Raw genomic sequence first — 25,942 nt, forward strand, 5'->3', positions numbered from 1 at the left:
TGGTTGTAGCGAGGATACCGTTCAGCGAGTGCCTGTAACTCGGCAATAATCGGTTCATCACGCATGGTATCCGAGCACCATTCTGCTCAGGTTTAGTGCCCAATAGACCTGCCGAATACTGGGTCCTAACATGGCTGCCAGATACGTAACCAACTCTCTCTTAATATCTGATTTTAAAGCTTTTTTTTCGATGGTATCTTTCAGTGCATAATTTTCAAGGCTGAGGTCAGCAAACATATGTTTCTGATGGCAATTCTTATCCTCAAGATCTTTTATCTATTTGATATCAGAAGTTTTCACACCCCTAAATTTAGATTTCCAGTTGTAATACGTTGTTTCGGATACGCCTGCTTCACGACAAACATCTTTCATGGTTCATCCTGTTTCCACCGACATAATTACGGTGATTATTTGGTGCTCGATAAAACGAGCTTTATGCATAGTGATCTCTTTTACTGGCAGAGTGAGTATGCCGGAAAATCTCTAAATGTGAATTGGCCATTTTGAGGGGATACTTACAGTAGCATGAGTCGTCGCGGTAACTGCCACAACAACGCGGTTGCAGAAAGCTTTTTCCCGCTACTGAAACACGAACGGATAAAGAAAAGGCTCTACGGAACACGGGAAGGATCCCGCAGCGATATTTTTGATTACATCGAAATGTTTTATAACTGTAAACGTCGGCATGGTTCGAGCGAACAGATGCCACCGGCTGAATATGAAAACCAATATTATCAATTTGTTGGAAGTGTCTAGATTATCTGTGACGATTCAAGTAACTGAATAGCGTGTAGAACCATAGAGCCTCCCTGAACTCTTTTGGAAGTGAGAGATTCAACTCACTGCCTATTTACTGTTGTACCACAAAAGCTCGTCATTACACATCAGCGTGCCGCTTATAGGCGGCACGCTGATGTAACCTAATATATCATAGTGTTTTTAGTGAGTACCAACTTAATACTTATTAACAATAAGCATTGTTTTTTTGTGCTTTTTCACCGTATATCAAAGTGTTGTGATCTCCAGTTACAATCATTTCCTGCAATATTCTTACGCTTGAACTCATGGATGTTTTACCAGTAAAGGTATTTACTGGCTGACGGAATTCAACGTCAGAGTTATGTTCACTATTCATCTCATCGGCAATTTTTTGATTTTCAGCATTAGATGGCCGCGATAAAGCAGAAAATTGACCAGATACCGGTCTTTTACTGCCAGGATCGGTCTGTTGTATCAATGGCGGGCGGTTACCACCAGGATTAGAACCACCAATACTAGTTACTGGGCGTTTTGGTGGCACCACTGTTGGCCACTTTACAGCCGGTTTTGGGACTATAGGCTTAACTGCATTATCAGTCTGATTAGGTTTAACTACATTATCAGTCTGTATAGGCTTAACTGCATTATCAGTCTGTATAGGTTTAACTGCATTATCAGTCTGTATAGGCTTAACTGCATTATCAGTCTGTATAGGTTTAACTGCATTATCAGTCTGTATAGGCTTAACTGCATTATCAGTCTGATTAGGTTTAACTACATTATCAGTCTGTATAGGCTTAACTGCATTATCAGTCTGATTAGGTTTAACTACATTATCAGTCTGTATAGGTTTAACTGCATTATCAGTCTGATTAGGCTTAACTGCATTATCAGTCTGTATAGGTTTAACTGCATTGTCAGTCTGTATAGGCTTAACTGCATTATCAGTCTGTATAGGTTTAACTGCATTATCAGTCTGATTAGGTTTTTTACCCGGTTTTTTCACTCCGCCAACAGTAAATGAAATACTATTTGATGCTGTAACTTTATCAACATTTACTTGAGAAAGTGTTTCACCATCGGTATTCAGTTCACCTTGTACATTTCCTTTAATATTACCAACATCGATGGTCGCTTTTTGATCTTCCTGATATTCAACTTTTTCCACAGTGTTGTAATAGCCATTGACTGTCGGTAAGCCTGTTTTAGAAATACCACCACCACCACCACCGTAAGCACCATCTTGATCAATAGTATCTGATAGCTCGACTGCGTTAATATTGCCCGCAACATCTACAGTACCGGTTTTGGAATCAGAAACAATGTGCGCGCCAGTAAGATTGAGGTCCCCTCCTGTAGAGATATTCAGCTCACCGGTGGTATTAATACCGGTCTGGGTCCCTGTAGTCTTCGAATCATAATGTTCGCCACCTTGGCCGTAGTTCCCAGCTAATGTTGGGATAAGTCCTCCATTGGTTGAAACAGCAACCCCGACTGATCCACCCCACTCATTACTATTAGTCTGGTTATTGACCGTATCTTGCACGCTCTGCACATTTAGATCGCCAGTAATATTAAGGTTTGCGGTTTCTGACTGAATATTACCGCCAGCTAAAGTCATATCTCCCCCAGTGTTAATGCTAATATCACTGCTATTAAGGTTGGAGTTAGTATATGTGTGGCTTGAGCCAGTTGAGGTTGAAGTGCTGCCATGGTAATCAACAGAAACTCCCGCGCCAGCCCCTGTAGGCGCGGCGGAAGCCCCGGCACTGACGCCCGCAGAGTGGGTGTCTTTTTGCGACCAACTCTCAGTTGAGGACTCGGCGGCTAAAATATTCAAATTACCGCCAGTAGTAATCTCTACACTGTCTGCCGATAATTCGACACCTTTTAACGTGGTATCGCCATTACTAGTAATTGATACATTGCCAGCATTTATATTAGTGATGTTTTCACTTTTAGTCGTCGATGAACTACTGGTCGTCGTGGTATCGAATCCAACTGAGACTGAGCCTCCAAGCAAATCATTAAACATAAGGTTAGAAGCACTACCTGCCACTTCTGCCGCCGTTAAACCGGCATCAATTTCTTGCCCGTCATTGCCCTTTTCAACCAAATTACCGACTTTATCAGCAGCATCAGCCACTGAACTATGAGCCTCACCCTTTACACCATAAAACGAAACGGTTTCCTCACTCGTTGTTATCACTTCATCTTCATATTTTGTAGACTTGACTTCATCGGCAACAATAGTCAACGCACCTTCAGTGTTAAAATTACCACCGCCGATATCAACCGTGTTTCCCGCTTCTAATGTCATAGAATCGGTAAAGTTAAGTGAAGCATTATTATTTGTCGTCGTTTGCTCAGTATCAACCGTCGTGACGGTTTCTAACCCGGCTTGGAAATTACCCGAGGAAGATGTTGGAGCACGACCAGGCTTGGACCCGGCATTGGTGATATCCGACCCAAGATTATTATGTTCACCGGTGCTGGTACTACTACTTTCCCCATCCAGACCGCTAATATCATAACCTGCCGATTGCCCAAAACCACTCGCGCCTGCACCAAATTTTAGATCAGTGCGTTCAACCGTGGTTTCAGAATAACTGTAATCTTGTGATGTTTGGATGTCTACATCGCCAGCAGCCTTCAATTCACCCGATTGGGCATTATATTCACCACCTTTGAGAACAATATCATTCGCGGAATTAACGGTAAACTTACCGCCGGCGTTGACCGAACTATCAACACTCGTAGCACTTGAGCTGATAGTTTCTGTCGATTCGTGACTTAGTATCCCCGTAGATTTATGGCTGTATTCATAATTCCCCTCAACCTCATACATATTATTGAAGGTGACATCACCTTCAGTTGAAGTCAGGCTGATATCTTTTTCCGCAGCAATATCAACAGCATTAACTGTGATATCTTTGGCACTCATGTCAATGCTACCACCGGCGGTGACACCATCATTATAATAATGAAGTTCTTGATTACCGGAAACATTAGCGCCTTGGCTGGCAGTAAGTTCAATTGAACCATTATCTGCCTGTAAAGTGAGATCATTACCGGCACTAAGAGCAGCGCCACTGTTGGTTATAGAACCACCACTGGAGACCAATGATAGATCTCCACCTGAAGTGATACCACCATTCATGCCCACACTACTATTATTAATATTGCCTTCTGATTGAATATTAATATTGCCACCGGCACTGATCTGGCCATTAACATTATTAAATGAGGATGCATCAACATCCATATTACCGCCAGCGTGGACTATGGCGGAACCATCATAGCGGCCACTTTCTAATTGTTCTAACGTCGTTGTTGCGAAATAAATTTTAGGTGTGAGTACATCATGACCATCGATATTTTCTGTCACAAACCAAACAATATCTTTATCCAGTACGGCAATCTGCTCATCAGTTAAAGCTTTACCGACGGTAAAGTCTTCTACTCCATTCACAGTTGCAGCATTGGACATTAATTTCTCAACCAACTCGGTGCCATCAACACCATCGCGCACACTGAAAAATGTCCCAACAGACTCGTTTAATTGGCGGCGAATAACTTCACTAATAAAATAATTATCGCCCACAACCAAAACAGGTGTTTCTGGTATATAGCCAATTTGATCAAAGAAATATTGCGAACCAAAGAAAAGGCTCTGATCAATCATCTCAGTTCGAGTTTCATAAAACGGATAAATAGGGTTACTGGCACCATCCCCGACCTTGGCAGTGAAATCAACATCTTTCCATTTCTGGTTAGAAACAAATAACCCCTGAATTTTAGCGAGTTCGGTATAAGTTTTTGTGGTACTTAATCCTTTCGTCAGTTCGGCAATTGTTTTCAACCCAATATTAATTTCATAAGGATTTTGAGTCACCACAACCTCCTTATCACCGATGGCAACTGTTATTTTTTCACCTTCAAGTTTCGCACCGAATAATCCATTGTTAAATGCTCCACCATTGTGAGTCAGATTACCGCCTGCGATAATCCCACCGTTATTATCCGACAAACCATAATCTTTTAAATCTTTCAAAGAAGCATTGGCCCAATCTTGTGATAGCTTCTCTTGGCTATCAGATAACCACGCATCGCCGAACAATCTTTTCATAACACTGTTTAAGTGTTCACTCTGTTTGGCCATTTCTTTTAAGCTATTAAAACTGTTTGACTGAGTATCATATATATATGATCCCTTCCCTGAGACAGATTCCGGACTTCCATCACCGAAATAAAAGTCCAGCAGTTGATATAGCGTATTAAACTGAGCATAACCAGAAGTGCCACTTAGCACTTTTCTATATACCTCCAGCTTAATCGGGGTACTCAGCGTCTCCGTCAAATAATAGTAAAATGACATTTCATTATATTCTGGTGCATTATTAACAGTTCCAGATATTATCATATCCTTACTTGATTGAATAATACCACCTGTATTATTTAACGTTTTAGCACTATAAATATTCTTTTGATTAATATTTAAATTACCGCCGGATGAGATTTCGGCCATTTTAGTTAATTTAAAATCACCAATCCACGTTGGAATTGAACCTGAGAGTTTTGCTTTATAATATACCTCGTTTAGAATACCTTGCTTCCATTCATGTGAACCTTCAGCATTTTGTGCAGGGCCTGTAACCCATCCAGGATTATCATACTTACTAATATTATCAATAATTTTAGCATCTAATGCCATATCGCCTTGAGAACGAATATTACCACCATCATTCTTTATATTCTCTGCAACAATATCAATTTTACCCATACTAAGAACATTAGCATTTTCTTCATTTAGAAACTTACCTTTCTCTGCATCAATAATAATATCTTGCGAGGAGAAAATCAAAGCTCCACTACTATTAGTAATATTAATTGCCTTAAGAATGATATCCTTAAGACTCAAAATAGATTGATTACTTGAAATTTTAATGTTCTCATCTGCATTAAGCAGTATGCTTGCAGCACTTTCCAGAATACGGTCAATAATGATAGAACCCGTAGTCTTAATAGAGAACTCACCTCTAGCATTAATATCACCACTATCATCATTGTAGCGATAATCTTTAGAGAGAATTAAAGAGAGGTTATTATCACTAAAAATATCACCAGATAAATTATTCAAAGATTCAGCTAGCTTAATTAATAAATTTTTAGCCGAATGAATATAACCAACACTGTTATTTAAGTTATCAGCTTGAATATCAACATTATTACCACTGATATTAGAGCCACTGTTATTTACATTTTTTGATCTAATAGAAATATCAGCATCAGAAAATAATGTCGCTCCATTCAGGTTAGAAATAGAGTCTGACTCCACTGTAAGCCCACCGACACCAATAATGATAGCGTCACCAGCAGATGACCCTTTATCACTACTGTTTACAATAGTATTAGCCTCTACGGACAATATCCCTGATGCCTGAATTATCGCATTAATATTATCTAGTTTATTGATGTTTTTGAAGGTGGCGTCACCATCAGAATTAATAATTGCCGCAATAGAATTAATAAAACTACTGACATAACTGACGTATAAATTTCTACCCGCATTAATAACACCGACATTTCCCGTCCCATCACCTATATTGGATAAAACCCCAATATTAGCTAGAGACATATCAGCACCAGAGTAAATAACACCTTTGTTATTTAGATTATCTATATTAGATATCATTAGGCCATTATCTGATGTTATAACACTACTCTTATCGTTTATAACACTATTAATAAGTTCTAGTTTTAACCATTCTCCCAATGCTGAAATATAACTTCCACCGGAATTTTCCACATTGGCAACAGAATTAATATCAATATTATTCGCGATTATCCCTGAACCAGAATATTGGGTGGTTCCAGTTCCTGTATTAAACAGATTAGTACTATTATTTATGCTTACAGTTCCATCTGCATTAATAAATCCATCTACATTATTTATCGTTTCTATATTACTCAAATTAATATCACCAGAGGCGAGTATAGATGAGTTCTGATTAATTAATTCTGACGAATGGCTAATTGACAACTGGTCAGCCGCGAGTATTTTTGCTTCATCAGTATTTTTAATGTTATCAATATTCGTTAATATAATCTCGTTCGCTTGAATGAGTGACGAACTGCCTTTGTTATTTAACTCTTTAATGTCATCAAGCTTAAGTGAGCTTTCTGAAATTAGTTTTGCATTATTACTATTTGTAATAGTGTTAGCGTTACTAATTTCAATAGCACCACCTTGAATTAAACTGTTGTTATTATTTATATTAACTGCATGCACCCCACTGTTATTTATTTTTAGATTGGCACCTGAGAGTATACTACCCCCATTTTGATTATTAACTTCCTTACTGATATTTAGTGATAAATCTTTAGCTGCTGTGATATCGCCACTATTGAAAACACTTTCTGTTGTTATATCAATAGATTCTTCTGAGACAATTCTCCCACTATTATTAATACTATTTGACTTAATGGTATTGTTTTTATCAGCTCGCAACAATCCTTTATTAATTAAAGATCCGAGAATAAGATTTGCGTCTTGCTCAGTATATAAAACACCTTTATTATGTAAATCATTAGCGACAATGCTCAGCGGACCACTCGCATTGACAACACCATCATTGTCAAATAGTTCGTTAATAGTGAAGCTTAACGTCCCCTTCTGGCTATTAACTCCTGCACCTTGATTTAAAAATGAATTAGCATTAACTATAACATTTCCTGACTGACTGCTAATAGCAGCATCAGAACTTATAGTGGCGGAATCAATAGTTTCGCCGTTAATCGATACAATATAATTACCATCCACAAGGGATATAATTGCATTCTCTATTTTTTTACCTGAAGCATCAAGAGCGAAAAGTGTCCCTGTTATTTTATATTCACCCTTAACATCAATAAAAATTGATGTTACATCTATTTTGTCACTATCACCGCTCATTGCAAAAACACGTGCAGCATTTTGCAACAATGAATCAGCAGTAATTCTAATATTGCCATTTTTTGATACTGCATCAGCACTGAGTTTAGCTTGAGATAAAGCTCTAATAATTAGATCGCCATTACTTATAACACCACCAAAGCCTGTATTTTCATTAACTGAAATATCTATATTGTTGCCGGATAAATTAACATCACCTGACTTGCTGCTAATTGCTGTCAGTGCTAAATCACCATCGGCCGATATCTCAACAGTCTGATTACCGACTAAGCTACCTTTATGTCTAACCCCAACACCGCTTTCGGTACTGATTAGCTGTATTCTTCCCCCATACATGGAACCCAATGAACTGCCATCAATAGCAACTTTAGGGGTATCTGCAGCCGATAAGTTACGAATCTGGTGCTGTCGCGTTTGTGTGTCGTAAGTATTTAGCCCCGCAACAACTTTAATATCGGCATTCCCAGAGACTTCACCATCGAGTTTTACCGTACGACTGATCATATCAAAGTGGGTTAATCCTTCAGTAGATAGGCCTTGCCCTTCTACTGCAATCATACCCTTATTAACCTTTAATTGAATATTACCATTCTCACCATATTCCACTCGACCTGTACTGAGAGTTAAGTTATTCGCATTAATGGTTGATACGCCATTCACAGATATGCCATTTTCATTTGCAATGATAAGGTCAGCTTTTTTCCCAAACACTTCCATTGCGCCATTCAAATACGATCCCTTAGCACCCGTAACTTCACTAATGATAGCGCTAGCTTCTTGTTGTAGCTGACCGTTTTTAATTATATAACCACCTATGCTACTAACACCATCCTGCATGCTGTTATTAAAAATCAAACCATCTGGGCCAACATTAAAGTCGTCAAACTTATTGTGAGAAATCCCATTACCATTTGGATTAATAATATTTACTGTCGGTGTTCCATTGGCTGACTCTGAAATAGTTGGCGCATTTGAACTTGTATCGGGGACTAAGTTTGCATAAGACAAACTGGGCAATACTGCAACCAATGCCAAATAAATAGGGCACAACTTTTTATGTAAATTTTCTTGAGTTAGTTTCCCAATAAAAGATGATGTAGAATTATTGGTCTTACCTTTATTTTTGCTCATGCGTAAAACTCCTGCAGCTTGCTGGATATAACTTTATTAAGATAGAATTTCTTATTTATTTAGAATCGTAAATCAAACCTGTAACTTAGTGTTCTAGAATCAATATCAGAATTCCTTAATGTTGATGGTTTGGTTAGAGGATAACCCAATGTTAATGAAGTGGAGAAATGACTACCTACAGCCTTAAGGCCAAGAGCAGCTCCAGTTAAATACTCTGCAGGGCACGAGCCCATATCATCAGTACAGTTGTTTTTAATAAAACCAAGATCATAGCCAGCAAAAGGCGACATCTGCCATATCCCCAATTTATTGATAGCAATGGGCAGCTGAACTGTATTGGAAATGTAACCACCGTTATGTCCCGATACTGAACTTTCTTTGTAACCACGAACGGTATATTCATCACCAATTGATTGTTTACCATCACTCACTAATATATCTTTTGTAAATTGAAATCCTGAATTAACTTCATATGATAAACTCACTGGACCATATTGGGCCAATGACTTAGACCAGCTAATGATGCCATTATATTTTATGTAGTTTAGATCAAACCCCTTTAGGTCAGGTTCATTTTTCCATGCTGCACCAAACCAGGGAACACCCGCAGTCGAACTCAGATCCCAAAATAAACCGCCCCCCCAAAGTGTGCCAACCCGAGTTACCCCAAGGGCAATACTGCTGTATTTTTTACTACTAACACCTATTTTTATATCTTCTATTTTATTAGTATTATCGCGGCCTTCAACCTTTGTATAAGCACTAAGCTTCCCCACTGCGTCTCGAAAAATAACGCGGCTTAATTTAGTAGAAGCTCGCTGGGAAGTACCTTCACTATGATAGCCACCAAAGTATCCACCAATAACCTTCTCATATTCAGAACGATATAAAGAAGCATCTAGCAACCAATAGCCAAGTGGTAAACTGTAATTCATAGACCAAGAACTTTGACTATCGGTTTTGGTATACAAATCATTGTAAGCATAATAGAACGATAAAGAGTCATTAAATCCAGAAAAATTATTTACTGTCAAAGTCGAATTGTATTGATGCCAACCATCATCTTCACGGCCTGAGTTATTCATCCCTACAGAGAGCGAAATAGGAAAATAACTTGAATTACTGAGATCTAAAGTTGAGTAGCCAAAGTCATCCGATGGAACAATTTGTAATTTATCAGTCCTTGAAACACGAAGTAAGTTATCCAACCCTTGGTCAATATCTGACATTTTAAGCTTATTCCCTTGGGCAAAAGGAATTGCACTAAACAGCCTGGTTTTTTCAAAGAATGTGGGTGGATTCCCCTCGACACTAAACCCTGAAATCTTCCCCCATAATACCTCTAATTTAAGTACCCCCTCACGTAAACTACCCGGTTGAACAGTCACCAGCGTTGTCGCATAACCCTTGCCAACATAGAAATTGGTCAAATCCTTAACCAATTCCATTATCTCCTTTTGTCCCATCTCAGTATCTAAGAATTGCATAATAATCTTCTGCCTTTGTGGTGAATTGGCATAGATATCATCGTTTTCAATACTAATCTGATGAATAAAAAACGTATATTTTGACTTCAAAAGATTATCCTCATGCTGCTCATTGAGAATATTATTCTGACGTCTTATTTCGCTCTCTCTACGTTTTTCATCTTGAATCATTGAGCGTGTACGGCTACGTTCCAGTCTATCTAATTCTCTGGATGCGTTTGATGCTTGAGTATTTAATTGTGGTGGCTGTATTTGAGAATTAACCTGTGCGCACATAAATGCGAATGGCGCGACAATGCAGCCTGTTAAATACATCTTATTAATAATAACCATTCTGACGATACCAAACATGATATTACTCTATCGTTAAATTGAAATAAACTTGGCCAGCAACATTTCCTGATGTGATGTTTTTCCTATCTGAATCCACTATGTATATTTGAGCAAAATAGTTCAGATCTTTATGTTCATCTACGTTAAATAAAATTTCGGATGATTTTGTACCATCCACCTGTTGAGCAATATTCCTATTCCCAGTTAACATCCTTGTCCCTATTCCTTTCGCACCACCATTTTCAACGGGAATAGTATTTTGGATAACCCCTCTAGAGGAGCCTACAGGTTGTTGTTCAACAGTGGTAAATGCTATTTTTACAGAGGACGCCTGTGGACAATATACTGAGATTGAAAATAACTTTGGAGTTCCATGTTTACTACCTGTATTGAAATCAGAAAGAGGATAGCTGCCCAAATCAATATTTAAATTTGAATTTGCGATCATGCAGGAACGTACAACAACTGAAGTATTGGCTGTTAACACTATAGATAATAATGTTACACTATTGCTTGTCTCCTCAGCAGCAGTAAGAACAACCTTTGCAATTTCACCCTGGCGGATATCCCCTGCTGTTATTTTTCCGATTTGAATAAATTCGATTAATAAACCGTCGTTATTTATGGTGCAAGGCGATTGACAATCTTGAGTCGTTGGAAAATAAGCAGCGTCACGGCTAACGGGCCATTTTATTCTGATTCCTACACCACCAATTTCAGTACTGTATACATTAGGAAGAGCTGATAAAGCATTACCGCGCGTATAAGTAGACGTTAGGCGGGTTTTTACCCCCCCCCCACAGGTATAATTTAATGTATTAACGGGAATAAGCCGCGACCCAAGAATTGTACCTATTGCTCCATTTTCTGCTGGGTTAAGATCCAATTGAGGCATAGCAACCGTTGCTACATTTCCCGAACAGGTTGCAGCAGCTATTACACTCGAACTCATCCAACCTAACGACAAAGCAATAAGGGCTAACATCCTAATAATTAACATATAACATTCACCTCAATTAGGTTGGCTACTTTCATTACGACAAATAGTGTTGACGATTTTTATGTTTTCATAGTCAGAATAAAGTTCAGGTATATAGTTGATAAAACATTTCTGTATACCGTCTTTACTGTTCCAAACAATCGTAATACTCTGTGATTTCTCACTCGAGAGAATGATATTCCCACCTTGACCAACCACACCTAGTGAATCACCAGCAGCATTATAGGCGTTGGCGCCAAAGGGGATATAGTGTCCTTCTTCATTCTTAATCTTAAGAATTTGGTTATTAATATTTTTAGTATCAAACTTCACTAATACAGAAGCACCTGCTGTTGGCACTATTTTAATTCTATCCTCTTCAATCTCTATATTAGTTGGCATATCTTTTACATTAAGAGAGATTTCATTATATTGAAATGGTGACAAATACGGTAAAATAGCATATCCATTTTTAGCTACCCGTGCATTTGTATAAGGATAAATACTGGCTCCAGTCGCACCTTTGGCTTCAATAATACCCAGGGTATCGCTAATAGAATGCGATAGGTTCACTCCACCGGCATGCACGACAATACCACTACTTAAATTTACTGAAGCCATAGAGTTCGATCTACCTTGGCTATAACCAAGATTTATTAATGATGTGTCACCACTATATCCACCGTTAATGCCGAAATTGCGATCACTATTGCTTGTTCCATCGATCCAAGATCCATAGCTATATTCTTGATGTTCCCCAACAGTACCACTAATCGCTGTTTTTAATCGGGACTCGCGATCATTATGACTTATTGTCGACGTTAATCTTGGCCTATTACGATAACTTGAATCCGTAGCTAATGGAATACTGAGTGATAAACGGAAGGTATTCTCACCATTACCATAGCGATTATTTAACCGATTAAAACCTAAGCTATAATTGACTGACCCTACTGAGTTTGCGTAGCCAACCTGATAGTTTAACGTACTCTTCTCATTAACATCTTTATGCCAGTATCGACCATAGTAGGTTGTTAAAAAGAGGCTTCCCCAACCAGGGGATAGATTTTGATTTATATTTGCTTCAAGTACTTCGCGATAATTTTCAGTACGAATACCTTTGCCACTCTTTTGGGCCTCAACAGTATTTAGCGCATCCATTAATGTAAAATAATTACTACTTGAATAGCGATACGCCATTAAGCTAAAGTTAGTTTTTGTTGGTTCAACGACCTTCGCCAGGCTTACTTTAAAACTCATATTGCAAAATGTAGAGTCACATTGCGATTCATCATCTGCTTTAACTGAAGTTGAAGAACGTGTCGCATCAAAACTTAACGCACCGACTGGTGTATTAAATGCAACCCCACCAAGCAATGCAAAATAATCATTTGATATAGTTTTCTGGATACCTCCATAGCCAGTAATATAATTATTAAATCCATATTGATAGCTCCCCTCAAATAACATGGGTGGATCACTAAGGTTTGAGCTTCTTATTTCACCTACTGTGGCCGTGTATCTTGAGTATCCTTCACGTAAAAGTTGAGGAATACTAGAATAAGGCACAACTTGTACTCTTATATTCCCGCTTGCCTCTCTGATAGTTACTTCAAGATTCCCACCATAACCGGCTGTATTTAAATCATTTATAACAAACTCGCCAGGGGGAACATTTGTTTCATGGATAACATTGCCATTTTGTCGGATGGTGACCAAGGCATTACTGTCGGCAACCCCTCTGATTACTGGTGCATATCCCCGCATAGAATTTGGCAGCATGCGATCATCAGTATATAGGCTGACTCCCCGAAGTGGCGTGGTATTAAACATAGCCCCAGTAGTATTCACGTCTCCAAGGATAAATTGTGACTGATTGGCAGCGAATGATCTCTGTATATAAGCAGATTGATTATTCCACGTTACACTTTCATCGCTACTACTATTTGCCATACCATTAGTAAAAAGTCGCCATGATCCTAGCTTTGCTGATGTATTCAAGCTGCCATAATAAAATTGTTTATTTTTTTTATGATCATTATATTCAGATGAGTTTTTATAATTAGATGCATTCAAACTATAAGCTAAGGTTAATGCTGGGACACCCTCATCCCATAACTCTGGTCTAATATATCCATTAGGCATACTCTCCACATAGACCTGTGGTATCGTCAGATATAGCTTCTGATCGCTATCGTCAAAAGTTATTGTTGCATCTGGGATAATATCGTTAATTAAGATGCAACCATTGCTTTGCCAGTCCTGAGGGAGCATGTTCTGTCTTACACCAAAAGCCAGTATATTTTTCGGTGTGAAACAAGGTTGAACACCTTGTTCTTTATCTGTTTCAATAAAGTTTACATTTAAACTTTCAATATTTTTTGAGTTTAAATTCATTTCTACATAATACTTTCCAGCTTTTACTGTATCTTCACCATCAAAATCCTCTAAATTAACCCCATGCTCATAAAACTTCATAAAGCCAGACTTAAATTTAACCTGTCCCTGTGGAATAGAATTATATTTCCCCACAGCAAATGACTGTAGTGGGAAAAAACATAGGGTAATACCAAAAATGAAAAACTTCATGATAATCATAGCACCTGTATTGTTATTTTATATTTAATTTATTATTCTAATATAATTTCCTTTTCTACAAATGCACCTAAATCAGTAATATAACTATAAAATAACTTCACAGGCTGATTACCAAGGTCTGTAACCTTAAAATCAAATTCATAGTTAGAATAAGGAAGGATCATCCCTCCTGTTAAATCAATTTTATTGCTGCCATCAGTTACTACAAATTTACCGATTGATACATGATACGGTGACTTATTCTCACCTTTGATATTAATCGCCTTACCTGTCCTTTTTGCCACCCAACTAACATTTTCTGCCGCAACTCTTGGATCTGAAGATAAGCCTATCGGACGATATAAGAACTTTAAGCGTGTACGAAATGCAAGATTTAGCTTATTTTTTGAATTATCATTTTCCAGCTCTGGTGGTATATCAAGTACATTTACCCAGAGCAATGTCTCTCTATCACGGGGAAACTTTACTTTTGCTTCTTCTGTTTTAAAAACTCTAAACGACTTTCCTTTCCCCGCATTTATTCGCGAAACTGGAGGGCTAATAACAAAAGGTAAATCTTCTTTTTCCACATCACCAGACCCCATGGAATACCTATCGGATTCTAACCATACTTGGACTAATGATGGCAGATCTCCAATATTATTGACTCTAATAACTTGTTCTTTACTTTTTTCATCAAAAATTATTCGCGTTGCCATAATTTGAATAGAGGCATAGGCCGAATATCCTCCACATGCAAAAAAACCTATTAGAAGTATTTTTAATAACTTCATTTCCTACATCCTAAAACCATTGGAAAAAATAATCATCGGGGACTGGCTCTTAAAGAGCAAGCCCCCAAAAATTAGTTATAAACTATAGAATAAATAAGACTTGATTCTACATTACCCGCAGTCACCACACCGGTGGCTACATATTCCGCCCAATAATCAAACCGAGCACTGTTACCTGCAATAGTTTTTTCTTGATGTTTATCATTTGGTTCCGCTAAATTTAAAGGAGTAGTATCGTTATTTAGAATACTAATTTGCACATTAGCAGCAGCGTCTACAGCAGAATTTTTCAAATTGCCAGTACTATCGTCAATCGTGCCTCTGGCTCTTTCAAAATTCACATTTGCTTTTGCGCCATCAGTACATTCTGCTCCTGTTAGTGCAATATAAAATTTAGTTGCTTGCGCACGTTGACCAACACTTGATAATGCAGAAGTACTGACAGTTTTAAGAGGAACGGTAAAATCATTAGTCCCGGCACTCCCTGCTTCTGTTCCACCAGTTATTTCACAAGTAACAGCAGAGACTGCTCCCGTAAAAGTAATTGTACCGTCATCTGCTGCAGATAAGTTGCTATTAAGAAACAACATTGAGACCACAGCAAAAACTCCTTTTTTTAAGATAGAATTACCATATTGTGACATTTTATAATTTCCTCCTTTTAAAATTATTTATTTAACTTGGATAGGTTTAACACCTAATAATTGGCTAATAGATAATCAATCGCTGTATATTCTGCATGTTTATACATGCATATGAAATAGTGGAATTAGATTGTAATCTTGTAAGAAAATGCTTACATTGCGTAATTTAGGACATTAATCAGTTGTGTCACATTAAGCAATCGTCAGGTAACATCATATTTTATATGATGTTACCTGAGAACTTCACTGATCCGAAAACGAAAAGCCTTCAAACGCCTGCATTATCCTGCAGATATCATCACTCAATGTGTCCGTTGGTATCTGACTTATGCACTGAGTCTTCGCAACCTGGAAGAAATGGAAGATGAAACCATCACTATCAGGTAGGGTAATTACCTGAATAACCTTGTGGAACAGGATCATCGGAATATCAAACGGCGAATACGTCTGATACTGGGATTTAAGCCATTTCGTCGAGCGCAGACCATTCTGCGCTGATGTTGAGCTGATACACATAATATGTAAAGGGCAACTTCAGCATCCCGCCGAGAATGTTTATCACCAGCGGAACAATTTTATCTATTGGCCGTCTAAAAATCGGTAGGGAAACTATGGCTGACTTCCGTTAATGCGATAAATACTTTGATCCTAATGGATTTTATCCTTATTAATGATCAGAAACAAAATCATGACGACTCATGGATCGTAAAAACAGGTATTATTCCAACGACGCTTACATTCAACCTATATTAACTTCAACCAGCCATCCTCTCGCAATACTTAAAACTCATCGCCGATGACAAATGTCGATCCACAATCATGAGGTGGGATATATCAAGAGAGTTTAACGTCCCCCTGCGCGTCCGCGATCGCTTTGATATACAATCTTGGGGTTGTAAGCCGGAACCAGCCAAAATTTTATAATCACGAAAGTTGCCAGCTTACGAGAAATATACTAACCCTAGTGTTGCGGAGTCTCGAGTGATAATGGCATATTTCTCGAATAGATTCTCTGGCGCAACGTTGTTGAAACACTTCAATAAATTTAGCTGGTGCCCCCTCAAATACATCCGACTTTAACGCGATATTATCGAGAAGTTTTAACAGAGAAATGGCAGTAAAGACATTTACCATGACTTGCTCCACGTTGATTAGTACACCCCGATATTAGTAATGTCTTCATAAGCCACATGAAGAAGCGTTTTTCCGACCAACAGAGACCATCAGTATTCTCCACGAGGCTGAAGCCGGGGTATATCCGCCCGTGAATTCTGCCGCAAGCACGCCATTTCCGATGCCACGTTTTACACCTGGCGTAAGAAGTATGGCGGTATGGAAGTGCCTGAGGTTAAGCGCCTGAAGTAGCTTGAAAAAGAGAACGCCAGACTCAAGAAGCTGCTTGCCGAATCCATGCTGGATAAGGAGGCGCTTCAGGTGGCTCATGGGCGAAAGTACTGATGACAGACCAGAAGCGGGAAGCTGTGGTGTTGATGTGTGATGCGACCGGTCTGTTGCAACGTCGTGCCTGCAGACTCACAGGTTTGTCCCTGTCGACCTGCCACTATGACGCTCAGCGTCAGACTGCTGATGCGCATTTATCAGGGCGCACCACTGAGCTGCCACTGGAGCTACCGCCGTATCTGGCAGTTACTGCGCCGTGAAGGACTTCATGTTAATCACAAGCGCGTGTATCGCCTTTATCATCTGAGCGGGCTGGGCGTAAAACGCAGACGATGTCGTAAAGGGCTGGCAACAGAACGTCTGCCGCTGCTCCGCCCGGCAGCGCCCAATCTGACCTGGTCGATGGATTTCGTCATGGACGCATTGGCCACCGATCGCAGGATCAAGTGCCTTACCTGCGTGGATGACTTCACGAAGGAATGTCTAACGGTCACTGTTGCCTTTGGGATTTCAGGCGTGCAGGTCACGCGTATTCTGGACAGCATTGCGCTGTTTCGCGGCTATCCGGCTATCCGGCTACGATAAGAACTGACCAGGGCCGGAATTTACCTGCAGAGCACATGACCCGTGGGCTTATGAGCATGGCGTGGAGCTGCGGCTTATACACCCCGGCAAGCCGACACAGAACGGATTTATTGAGAGTTTTAACGGACGCTTTCGCGATGAATGCCTGGATGAACACTGGTTCAGCGACGTCAGTCATGCCAGGAAAACCATCAGTGAATGGCGTCAGGATTATAACGAGTGCCGCCCGCACTCCACGCTGAATTATCAGACGCCGTCTGAATTTGCGACGGGTTGGAGAAAGGGTAATTCTGAGAGTGAAGGATCCGACATTATTAAGTGAGCGTTGTATCTAATCCTGAGGGCAGGTCAACCAGACTAGGTTTACTAGGGTCCATTTTGGGCTTACTGAAATTACTGCTTGATGTTTTCGGTACGTCTGTATCATCGGCAGAGAGCAAGTGGTTAATCGCAACTTTACTGTCAATACTCAGATCTTACCTTGTAAGAGTGCTTCATAATGATGGATAGCGGAACGTAAATCTTGTCGAGCTTGTCGTTGGCTGGCAGTTCAACTCGTTGGCCCCGAGACCACTCGAAAGCGACTTCTCGGCCATGACGGGCCTGAGGATCTCACGATAATACCTCATGACATGACCAATGAAAAAGTTGTTTCAGATCTACGCCATAAGAAGGACAATACCCTAAAAAATTGCAAATTATCCGACTATGTCTCTGTCTTTGGTGATAATATAGAATGTATGAATAAATTGCATCTATAGACACAGATAACTGTCCGGTTAATATCCGAACAATATCGGGGCTGACTTCGCTATTCTCTTTAGTGAATAAGCCATATAACTCAAAAAAGCTTCAGTTAGATAGCAAACCCCAGCCGACCTTTATCAGTAATGCCTTACAACAGAGTCAATTGTTCAGTATTTAATAACCAAAGATCTCTTAGCTTGAATTCATCCTGCCAATATTCCATAAAATAGCTTCATTTAAGACCCCATGATAAGGAACCTTCCTTGGCTATTTTATGATCACATGTGAGATATCTCAGTGATGTACACCAAATGTCATCAAAACGCAGATACCCCCACTCTGGGCTTAATAGGCTGGTAGCTACACATAAATAGGAACAGACTCATAGAACCTGTATCCTTTCCCCTAACTACATAATTTGTATTATTTAATAAGGGATATTATGCATTTTTTAATTTTTATTTCTATTCTTCTTTTAAAAAATTATTTTTCATCTATAACTAGATGGGTCATATGTTGCCATCTAAAATTAAGATCATTTACTCCTCGCGGCGGTACTAATTCATTAACACCTCTTGGTGAAGGAATACCTGCTGAGGCCATAAAATTATTTTATTTTAATTAAATATTACTTTTTCTTTCATTTTTATCTATCCCTGATTTAATATCTCCCTCAAGTTTCCTAATCCTTTCATAACGCACATGCCCTTCACTTTTAACATTTTAGATTAATGCTTTATGTGTTTTAATTTCAAAATTCCCAGAGTTATCCGGTAATTATAAATTTGCATTTATACCTCTACATGCCTGAGAGGCTTGAAATTCATTTCTGACAATCATATATTTATAGTCTAGCAGCCATAATTAATTTAACGTATAAACAACATATAAAATAAAATGCCATTGCTGCTAAATTAAGATTTGAGTCCCATTTCCCCCATAAGGAAAGCCTATTGTATAACGTAAAATATCGTTAATATCTTTAGACTCAACAACTCTTAACTTTTCGACTAAAGACTCTGGAGTCTTTAGTCGAAATTCCCTTCCATATAATTTCGCACCTAATTTTCGGACAATATCGCCGAGAAGATTTGTTATCCCTGACTCATATTGCTTCATTTTCTCCACCATTCTAGTTGCAATGGCAAGAATTTTTGGTTTTTTTGGTTAGTCTGTCACTAATTTTCCTTAAGGATATATATTTAATCAAGGCGATTATTAGCCTACTGCTCATTCACAACTTTATGTTATAATAATAAATAAGGCTCAATATCTTTGTGTGGGTTTTTCCTTAAAAAATTAACGTATTCAACTTTAAATATTTGCATTTTTAAAACAACACTATTTTAATGAACATGGTGGAAAGATGTAAACACTATATTATTCAAGTAAAACATACCCACCGAAAGTCAATACTCAGATATCCACCATAAACTTTAACTACGTTTCTAGCTAAGCGTTAATTTATCTTTGTTCACATTTAGCAATAGAGCCATTTTTTTATTATCTTCCACGTTCAACAATTTCTCGGTCAATAACGGGAGTAGATCTCTGTTCAGTACCAAATCAATCTCACGCGCACCGCTTTGTTCAACTCGGCAACAGCTGGCAAAGAATTTGACCACGTTATCACTATATGTCAGTTGTGACTCATATCCCGCCACGCGACGGAAACGTTCACAGATTTTATTTAGCTTCATTTGAATAATACTGGCCAACGTGTCGGCAACAACTGGTAGATAAGGTATAAGCCGTAAACGGCTCATAAATGCTGGGCGAAAGTGGCGATCAAACTCTGGGCGAATCAATTCTATTAATCTGTTGTGAGCTATTTCACCTAAAGTGCAAGCAGACATCATACGATCACTGGCTAGATTGCTGGTGAGGATAATCAACGTGTTGCGGAAATTGATCAACTGCCCTTCAGCATCTTCCATCACTCCTTTATCAAATACCTGATAAAATAGCTCCATCACGTCGGGATGTGCTTTCTCAACTTCATCCAACAACACCACACTATAAGGCCGGCGGCGTACCGCCTCGGTTAACCCCCCCCCTTCCCCATAACCCACATATCCGGGTGGAGAGCCTTTTAGCCCAGAGACCGAATGTGCCTCCTGATATTCCGACATGTTGATAGTGATCAGGTTCTGTTCACCCCCGTACAACAGATCGGAGAGTGCCAACGCGGTTTCGGTCTTCCCTACCCCGGATGGCCCTGCCAACATAAAGACTCCCAGTGGCTTGGTAGGGTCATTAAGATTGGCGCGCCCAATACGGACTTGCTGAACGATAGCATCCAATGCATAGGATTGGCCGATAACTCGGGCCTCCAGTCGCGTCAACAATTCACTCAATTGATTCTGATCCTTCTCCAACATTCGCCCTAATGGGATGCCGGTCCAGTCCGCTATCACATCAGCAACACAAGCCTCATCAACACAATCGAAAACCAGCGGTTGCTCTTGATGTAATTCCGATAACTCAGCCCTAAGGGCCGCCATTTCTTGCATATCCTGACTCGCTTTGATACGTGTAACCAAATCACTCTGCCGCTGCCACTCGGGGATAAGTTTGTCCAGGTCTTGCTGGATTTCATCTTCCCTCTGAGCTAACCTGTGCAAACGGGCCCCATTACCGCCTTCCAGAAGCAAGCTATCACGCTCAACGGTGATATTACTCAGTAGCGCATTAAGATCTTCAATCTCTTTCGGCTCATGACACTGTGACACCGCAACACGGGCGCAGGCAGTATCGAGCAAACTAATGGATTTATCTGGCAGCTGTCGGCCTGATATATAGCGGCTGGAAAGCGTGACAGCGGCGAGCAGCGCACTTTCAAGAATAGTGACACCATGATGCAGGCTCATGGCCAGCTTCATGGAACGTAACATCGCAGTAGCCGCTTCTATATCAGGTTCGGCAATTTTGATCACCTGGAAACGGCGGGCCAGTGCAGCATCTTTTTCAAAATATTTTTTATATTCAGCCCAGGTGGTGGCAGCCAGCACACGTATTTCTCCGCGAGCCAAAGCGGGTTTGAGCAAATTAGCCGCATCATTTTTCCCAGCCTGCCCGCCAGCACCAATAAGCGAATGAGCTTCATCAATAAATAATATCACGGGTGAAGAATAGGCTTTCACTTCGTGTAATAGCATTTGCAAACGGTTCTCAAACTCACCTTTTACGCTGGCCCCCGCCTGTAGCAAGCCCATATCCAGTGAAAGAATCTCCATATTCTTTAACGCCTCGGGCACACTGCCTTCCACAATGCGTTGAGCTAATCCCTCAACCACTGCCGTTTTGCCCACGCCGGGTTCGCCCGTTAACACCGGGTTGTTCTGACGTCGACGTAACAAAACATCAATCATCTGGCGGATTTCAGCTTCACGACCCAGCGCTGGATCGAGCGCATTCTGCCGCGCCTGTTCTGTCAGATTACGGGTATATTTCGCTAACGCGGAATCATGACTATCGCCGGTATTCATAGGCTGACGGGCTACTGCCGCAGAACATTCCTGAAGCAACAATTTATCCGCCAGTTCACCATCACAACTCAGCGCCTGGCTTAACATCGATGAAAAACGAATCTGATTGCCGGATAAATCATTCAGTAAACAGCCAAGAAAGGCCTGCACCGGCAAATGATTTTGCTGCCAATTCACACTCGCATGCAGCCAGGAACGCTCTAAATGTTCTACCAGAGATTCAGACAGAACAGGAGGGCGAGAATTGCCACTACGCAATGTGTTCAAACTGACCGTCAGTGCGTCAAGTAAATCATCGCCTCGCAGCCCGGCATTCAGCCCCAATTTTTCTACCAGCCCCGTATGGGTAATCATCAGAGCCATTAACAGATGTTCAGTTTCCACTTCATGATGTGTCCGGCTGACCGCCAGACTGATGGCGGCATCCAGACATTTGCGTGCTTCAACATCGAGATTAGCAACAATTTTTTTGAGATAACTACCCACATTTTTTCCTATTTAGTCTATTGAATTTTATACAATTAATAATTCTTAACGGCAGTCCGCAATTTTGGCTGGCAATTGTGAAATATTGCCATGCAAGGCAGACGGTAATGTTTGTTCGGTTTTCTTATCCATAGTGTTTTGCTGAGCCACTGCATTTTCGCTGAGAGCATCGGCAGCAGCTTTCCAGCGTAACCAGGCTGCCTGTACGGCGTTTTGTTTATCAAACTGATAACGCACCAGGATCTCTTTGATCCCTAATGAGGTGATGGTGGCACTGTGTTCCGGGAAATCTTCCGCGCTAAAAGAGAGTTTCCCTTCGGCAATATCCCGTATGAAATCAGGCCAGGCGTTATCACCGATATAGTCGAATGACAGGTCAAAACCGGGGAAATTAATCGTTTGTGTCACACGACTACAATGGCCGGGTTGCCACTGGAATAGGGTCTGCTCACTGAAGTTCATGCTTTTCAGATCCCAACGCTGAGCATCACAGAACAGCGTTAGTTGACTACCGGTTGGCATCAGGCGTGCCCCGCCAGGCACCGTGGCAGGCAGGCTGGTCAGCGTCAACTCAACCGGTTGTTCCTCAATAGCCGCCAATTTCGCCTCGAGTTTTACTTGTGCTTCCTGCAATTTCGCCAATTTATCTTCGCTACGGGTATTCGCACGTTCTGGCATCGACAGAACATCGTCAGGGCGCAGGACATGATTGACAAGACGCATAAATTCCGGTGTCAGGCTCAAAGACTGGCCTTCAAACTCTCCTGCTGCTGGGCCATTATTGCCCACCACCAATACACTTTTTGCTGGCCCGCGAATGAAATCTGACAAATATTGCCAGGTCATATCCAGTTGATCCTGATAATCCAATTGCGCGGCGTTTTTTTCCATCGGCCACAGCACACGACTTTGCCATTGCTGTTGTATCCAGCAACTGGAGCGCTGCATAGCATGAGCCGTCAACAGACGCGCATCATTCATATACAAAGACCACACCGCATTAACCGCAACATCATCTTTCGCAGGATTGATACTTTTACGCAGCGCGGCAAAGCGGCCACTGAGTTTTTGCAATGGGTTACTGCTTCCCTCTTCGCTGCGAAATAAACCCCGCGTCAGATTGTCACTGTTTTCCGGGGTGGCGACGGCTTCAGCAACCGCAATACGCAGGCTGGTTTGCCATTCATTCCATGCATTTATATTGGAATCTTTCAGCGGCGCAGCCAGCGTCTGTTGATCCAACTTAAGTTTACTGGCTATTTTTTGGCTGATGGCCAGCTCAATGCGATCTTTATTTTGCATCAGTGGAGCCAGCTCATTGGTTTTTTGTAGCAAATTAAGTTGGCGCAGTTCACGCAACCAAGGTGCCGCTGCACTATTAGGAACATCCGCCAGTTGCTGCACGATATAGCGGGAAAACTTCATCGACGGGCTGTTACCCCGCTCAATGCCGATCAGCATATCTTGCCATTGTTCTGCATCCAACAGCGGTGCTTGCTGCTGGCTCATCGCCAGCAGTAATTTCATCCATTGATCCTGGCGTAATGAGCCCCACTGCCGCTCAAAATTATCCAGCGCGGTCAGTTTTATATCTTCACCGGCAGCCTGACGTACCTTGATAATCCAGTGGCTGATTTGCGCCGTTCCTAGTTGGGTCCATTGCCCAGCCAACTGCTGCTGTCTATCGCTAGCGGGCAAAAAATTAATCAGTTTCACCGGTAGCAATTCAGGATCGGTCGCTAATAACCATTGCCATTGGCTATCACTGTTCACCAGCTTCGCGAGTAACTGGCGCAAGGTTTGCACATGTTCTACACCGCCCGTTTGTTGCAGTAAGGCGCGTTGTAGCACGATATTGTGTTGAGGTGATAATACCGACAGCTCTGATGTCTTACACAATAGCCGAGGTATTTGCCCACGTCCGTAGACTTTATTGGGAGCCATACTGTTATGTAATTGTTGAACTGGGGTGGTGTTACCCACCTGGCTCAGGGCGGTCGGTATCGGTGGCAATTCATGCAGCTCGGCTATGGGTTTATATTCCAACATCGCCTGCTTCGTCATGATGCTTTGCGCTAAATCAAGGATATAGCCACGTTGTTGCTGAGGAGTGGCTTGATTGAAACGCTGCTCATAGCACTCGACAATAGCATGCGCATTCACCACAGGAGTGGGCGCAGCACGTAACACCTGCTGCTCAAGCTGAGAATGGCGATAATTAACTGCCGGGATAAAAGGCCAGTATTGCAGCGGCTGTTGCTGCCCACTTTCAATCTGTTCTAGTTTTTTAATCTGTTGAGCCACCGTCAAGGCAGTGAAATCCCCCGCGATCAACGAGTGAGTGCGCATCCCATAAAAGAGCAGTAGCGCCAGCGTCACTGAGGCCGCCATCACCACGCCCCATTGCTGTAAGAAACGGCGCAGAAAACCGATAGCATCAACCTGACGTAATCTGCTGAGTTCCGGCAATTGACGCATCAGTATATCGTGCAAAAAAACGGCCTGACGCATGGCACTGTTTTGGCTAACGGGCACCGTGGCCGTGAACCAAACCCCGCCTAAGGCTCCAGATTCAAAATACGCATCTGGCTCACACAGGGCAGCCAAATAGCTTTGCAAAGCCGGTTGTAACTGGCCAAGTTGCTCAGGAAAATCGAGTAATTGCAGCGTATCTTCATCAGGGGGCAGGCCGGTAAACATACTGATACGCACATTGTCCAACCCTTCTTTTACTGTGCTGAATAACGGATTAAGGAACGCCGGATCTTTGCCATCAACCACCGGGGATTGTAGCCAGTGATAGCCCAGTGCTTGTTGGCGCTGTGCGGGCGATAGCTTATCAGACCATAGGGTAAAACCGGACAAGTGGTCACAGCAGGTAATCACCACATATACCGGCAAACGATGTTTCACTTTTTTAATCAGTGGCTCAATTTGCGTACGAATATGGCGGGCATTCAAGCTCAACTCAGCGATATTTTTCTGTTGCAGGTCATCGGCGGAAACACACACCACAATACCCGCCGGCACAGGCAAACGCCGACACCAGCTCACCAGCCGCAGCCAGGCACGCTCAAATGCCGGGCTTTTACTCAAAAATTGGCTGGACAGATCGAGAAAACCTACCGAGCGGAAGAACCACCAACGCAATGTCCGGGTAGGAACCACCACACCACTTTCGGGTTCATTAGAGAACAAGGGCAGACCGGTACTGGCCATTAACGTGGTTTTACCACAACGCTGGCCAGTGAGGACAAACCATGGCAAGGGTTGTTTACCATTGCGAATGCGCTTAATGACTTTGGCTCCGGTTTTCCAGTGCTCAGACAAAACATGTTCCATACGCGATAATTTAAAATGCGTGGTTAATTTGTCGAAGAACTTCGCTTTTGATAATCCGACAATGCCGACCCAAGCCAGTCGAATGCCGATAATGGCGATTATCAATACCAGCCACAGAATAAAGCCACTGATTAACGACCATTCAATAACCGTAGCAATGACTAAGCAAACAATAAGCAATATACATAGCAAAAAGGCCCACACAGTGAAGGCAATCAAATTTTTAAACATTCT

Annotated in this window: 9 protein-coding genes and 4 pseudogenes; 3 read left to right on the plus strand and 10 right to left on the minus strand. The window is 41.1% G+C overall.

What is annotated here, in order from left to right; genetic code table 11:
- Positions 1–5: 5 nt before the first annotated feature.
- Positions 6–441: pseudogene (locus Q2T72_RS22330) on the minus strand (transposase); the annotation flags it as partial.
- 81 nt (positions 442–522) lie between these two features.
- On the opposite strand from Q2T72_RS22330, the pseudogene Q2T72_RS22335 reads away from it, so the two are divergent.
- Positions 523–756 (plus strand): annotated as a pseudogene (locus Q2T72_RS22335) (IS3 family transposase); the annotation flags it as partial.
- A gap of 208 nt (positions 757–964) precedes the next feature.
- Here the strand turns inward: Q2T72_RS22335 and Q2T72_RS22340 are convergent.
- The 6 genes from Q2T72_RS22340 to Q2T72_RS22365 form a co-directional block, all read right to left on the minus strand.
- The gene (locus Q2T72_RS22340; protein WP_372569958.1) at positions 965–8,845 is read right to left on the minus strand and encodes a hemagglutinin repeat-containing protein; all 7,881 of its coding nucleotides are present in this window, start codon (positions 8,843–8,845) and stop codon (positions 965–967) included.
- Between the two features lie 59 nt (positions 8,846–8,904).
- The gene (locus Q2T72_RS22345) at positions 8,905–10,683 is read right to left on the minus strand and encodes a ShlB/FhaC/HecB family hemolysin secretion/activation protein (protein WP_372569959.1); all 1,779 of its coding nucleotides are present in this window, start codon (positions 10,681–10,683) and stop codon (positions 8,905–8,907) included.
- Between the two features lie 4 nt (positions 10,684–10,687).
- A complete protein-coding gene (locus Q2T72_RS22350; protein WP_372569960.1) occupies positions 10,688–11,665 on the minus strand; it encodes a fimbrial protein in 978 nt (325 codons plus the stop codon).
- Positions 11,666–11,677: 12 nt separating this feature from the next.
- Positions 11,678–14,233: a fimbria/pilus outer membrane usher protein gene (locus Q2T72_RS22355; protein WP_372569961.1), complete on the minus strand. Its 2,556-nt coding sequence runs from the start codon at positions 14,231–14,233 to the stop codon at positions 11,678–11,680.
- Positions 14,234–14,274: 41 nt separating this feature from the next.
- Complete coding sequence (locus Q2T72_RS22360; protein WP_372569962.1) at positions 14,275–15,015, minus strand: molecular chaperone; 741 nt, start codon at positions 15,013–15,015, stop codon at positions 14,275–14,277.
- Positions 15,016–15,086: 71 nt separating this feature from the next.
- Positions 15,087–15,659, minus strand: a complete 573-nt coding sequence (locus Q2T72_RS22365; RefSeq protein WP_372569963.1) for a fimbrial protein — start codon at positions 15,657–15,659, stop codon at positions 15,087–15,089.
- Between the two features lie 246 nt (positions 15,660–15,905).
- Between Q2T72_RS22365 and Q2T72_RS22370 the strand changes: the two are divergent.
- A pseudogene (locus Q2T72_RS22370) lies at positions 15,906–16,253 on the plus strand (DDE-type integrase/transposase/recombinase).
- Positions 16,254–16,849: 596 nt separating this feature from the next.
- Positions 16,850–17,967 (plus strand): annotated as a pseudogene (locus Q2T72_RS22375) (IS3 family transposase).
- A 1,334-nt stretch (positions 17,968–19,301) separates the two neighbouring features.
- Here Q2T72_RS22375 and Q2T72_RS22380 read toward each other — a convergent pair.
- The 3 genes from Q2T72_RS22380 to Q2T72_RS22390 form a co-directional block, all read right to left on the minus strand.
- On the minus strand, positions 19,302–19,511 hold the full coding sequence (locus Q2T72_RS22380) for a hypothetical protein (protein WP_372569965.1): 210 nt from the start codon (positions 19,509–19,511) through the stop codon (positions 19,302–19,304).
- Between the two features lie 329 nt (positions 19,512–19,840).
- Positions 19,841–22,366, minus strand: coding sequence for a type VI secretion system ATPase TssH (tssH, locus tag Q2T72_RS22385; RefSeq protein ID WP_372569966.1), 2,526 nt, complete (start codon positions 22,364–22,366; stop codon positions 19,841–19,843).
- Between the two features lie 45 nt (positions 22,367–22,411).
- The gene (locus Q2T72_RS22390; protein WP_372569967.1) at positions 22,412–25,939 is read right to left on the minus strand and encodes a type VI secretion system protein; all 3,528 of its coding nucleotides are present in this window, start codon (positions 25,937–25,939) and stop codon (positions 22,412–22,414) included.
- Positions 25,940–25,942 lie beyond the last annotated feature (3 nt).

The sequence above is a fragment of the Yersinia sp. 2466 StPb PI genome, from assembly GCF_041538325.1.
GTDB lineage: Bacteria > Pseudomonadota > Gammaproteobacteria > Enterobacterales > Enterobacteriaceae > Yersinia > Yersinia enterocolitica_E.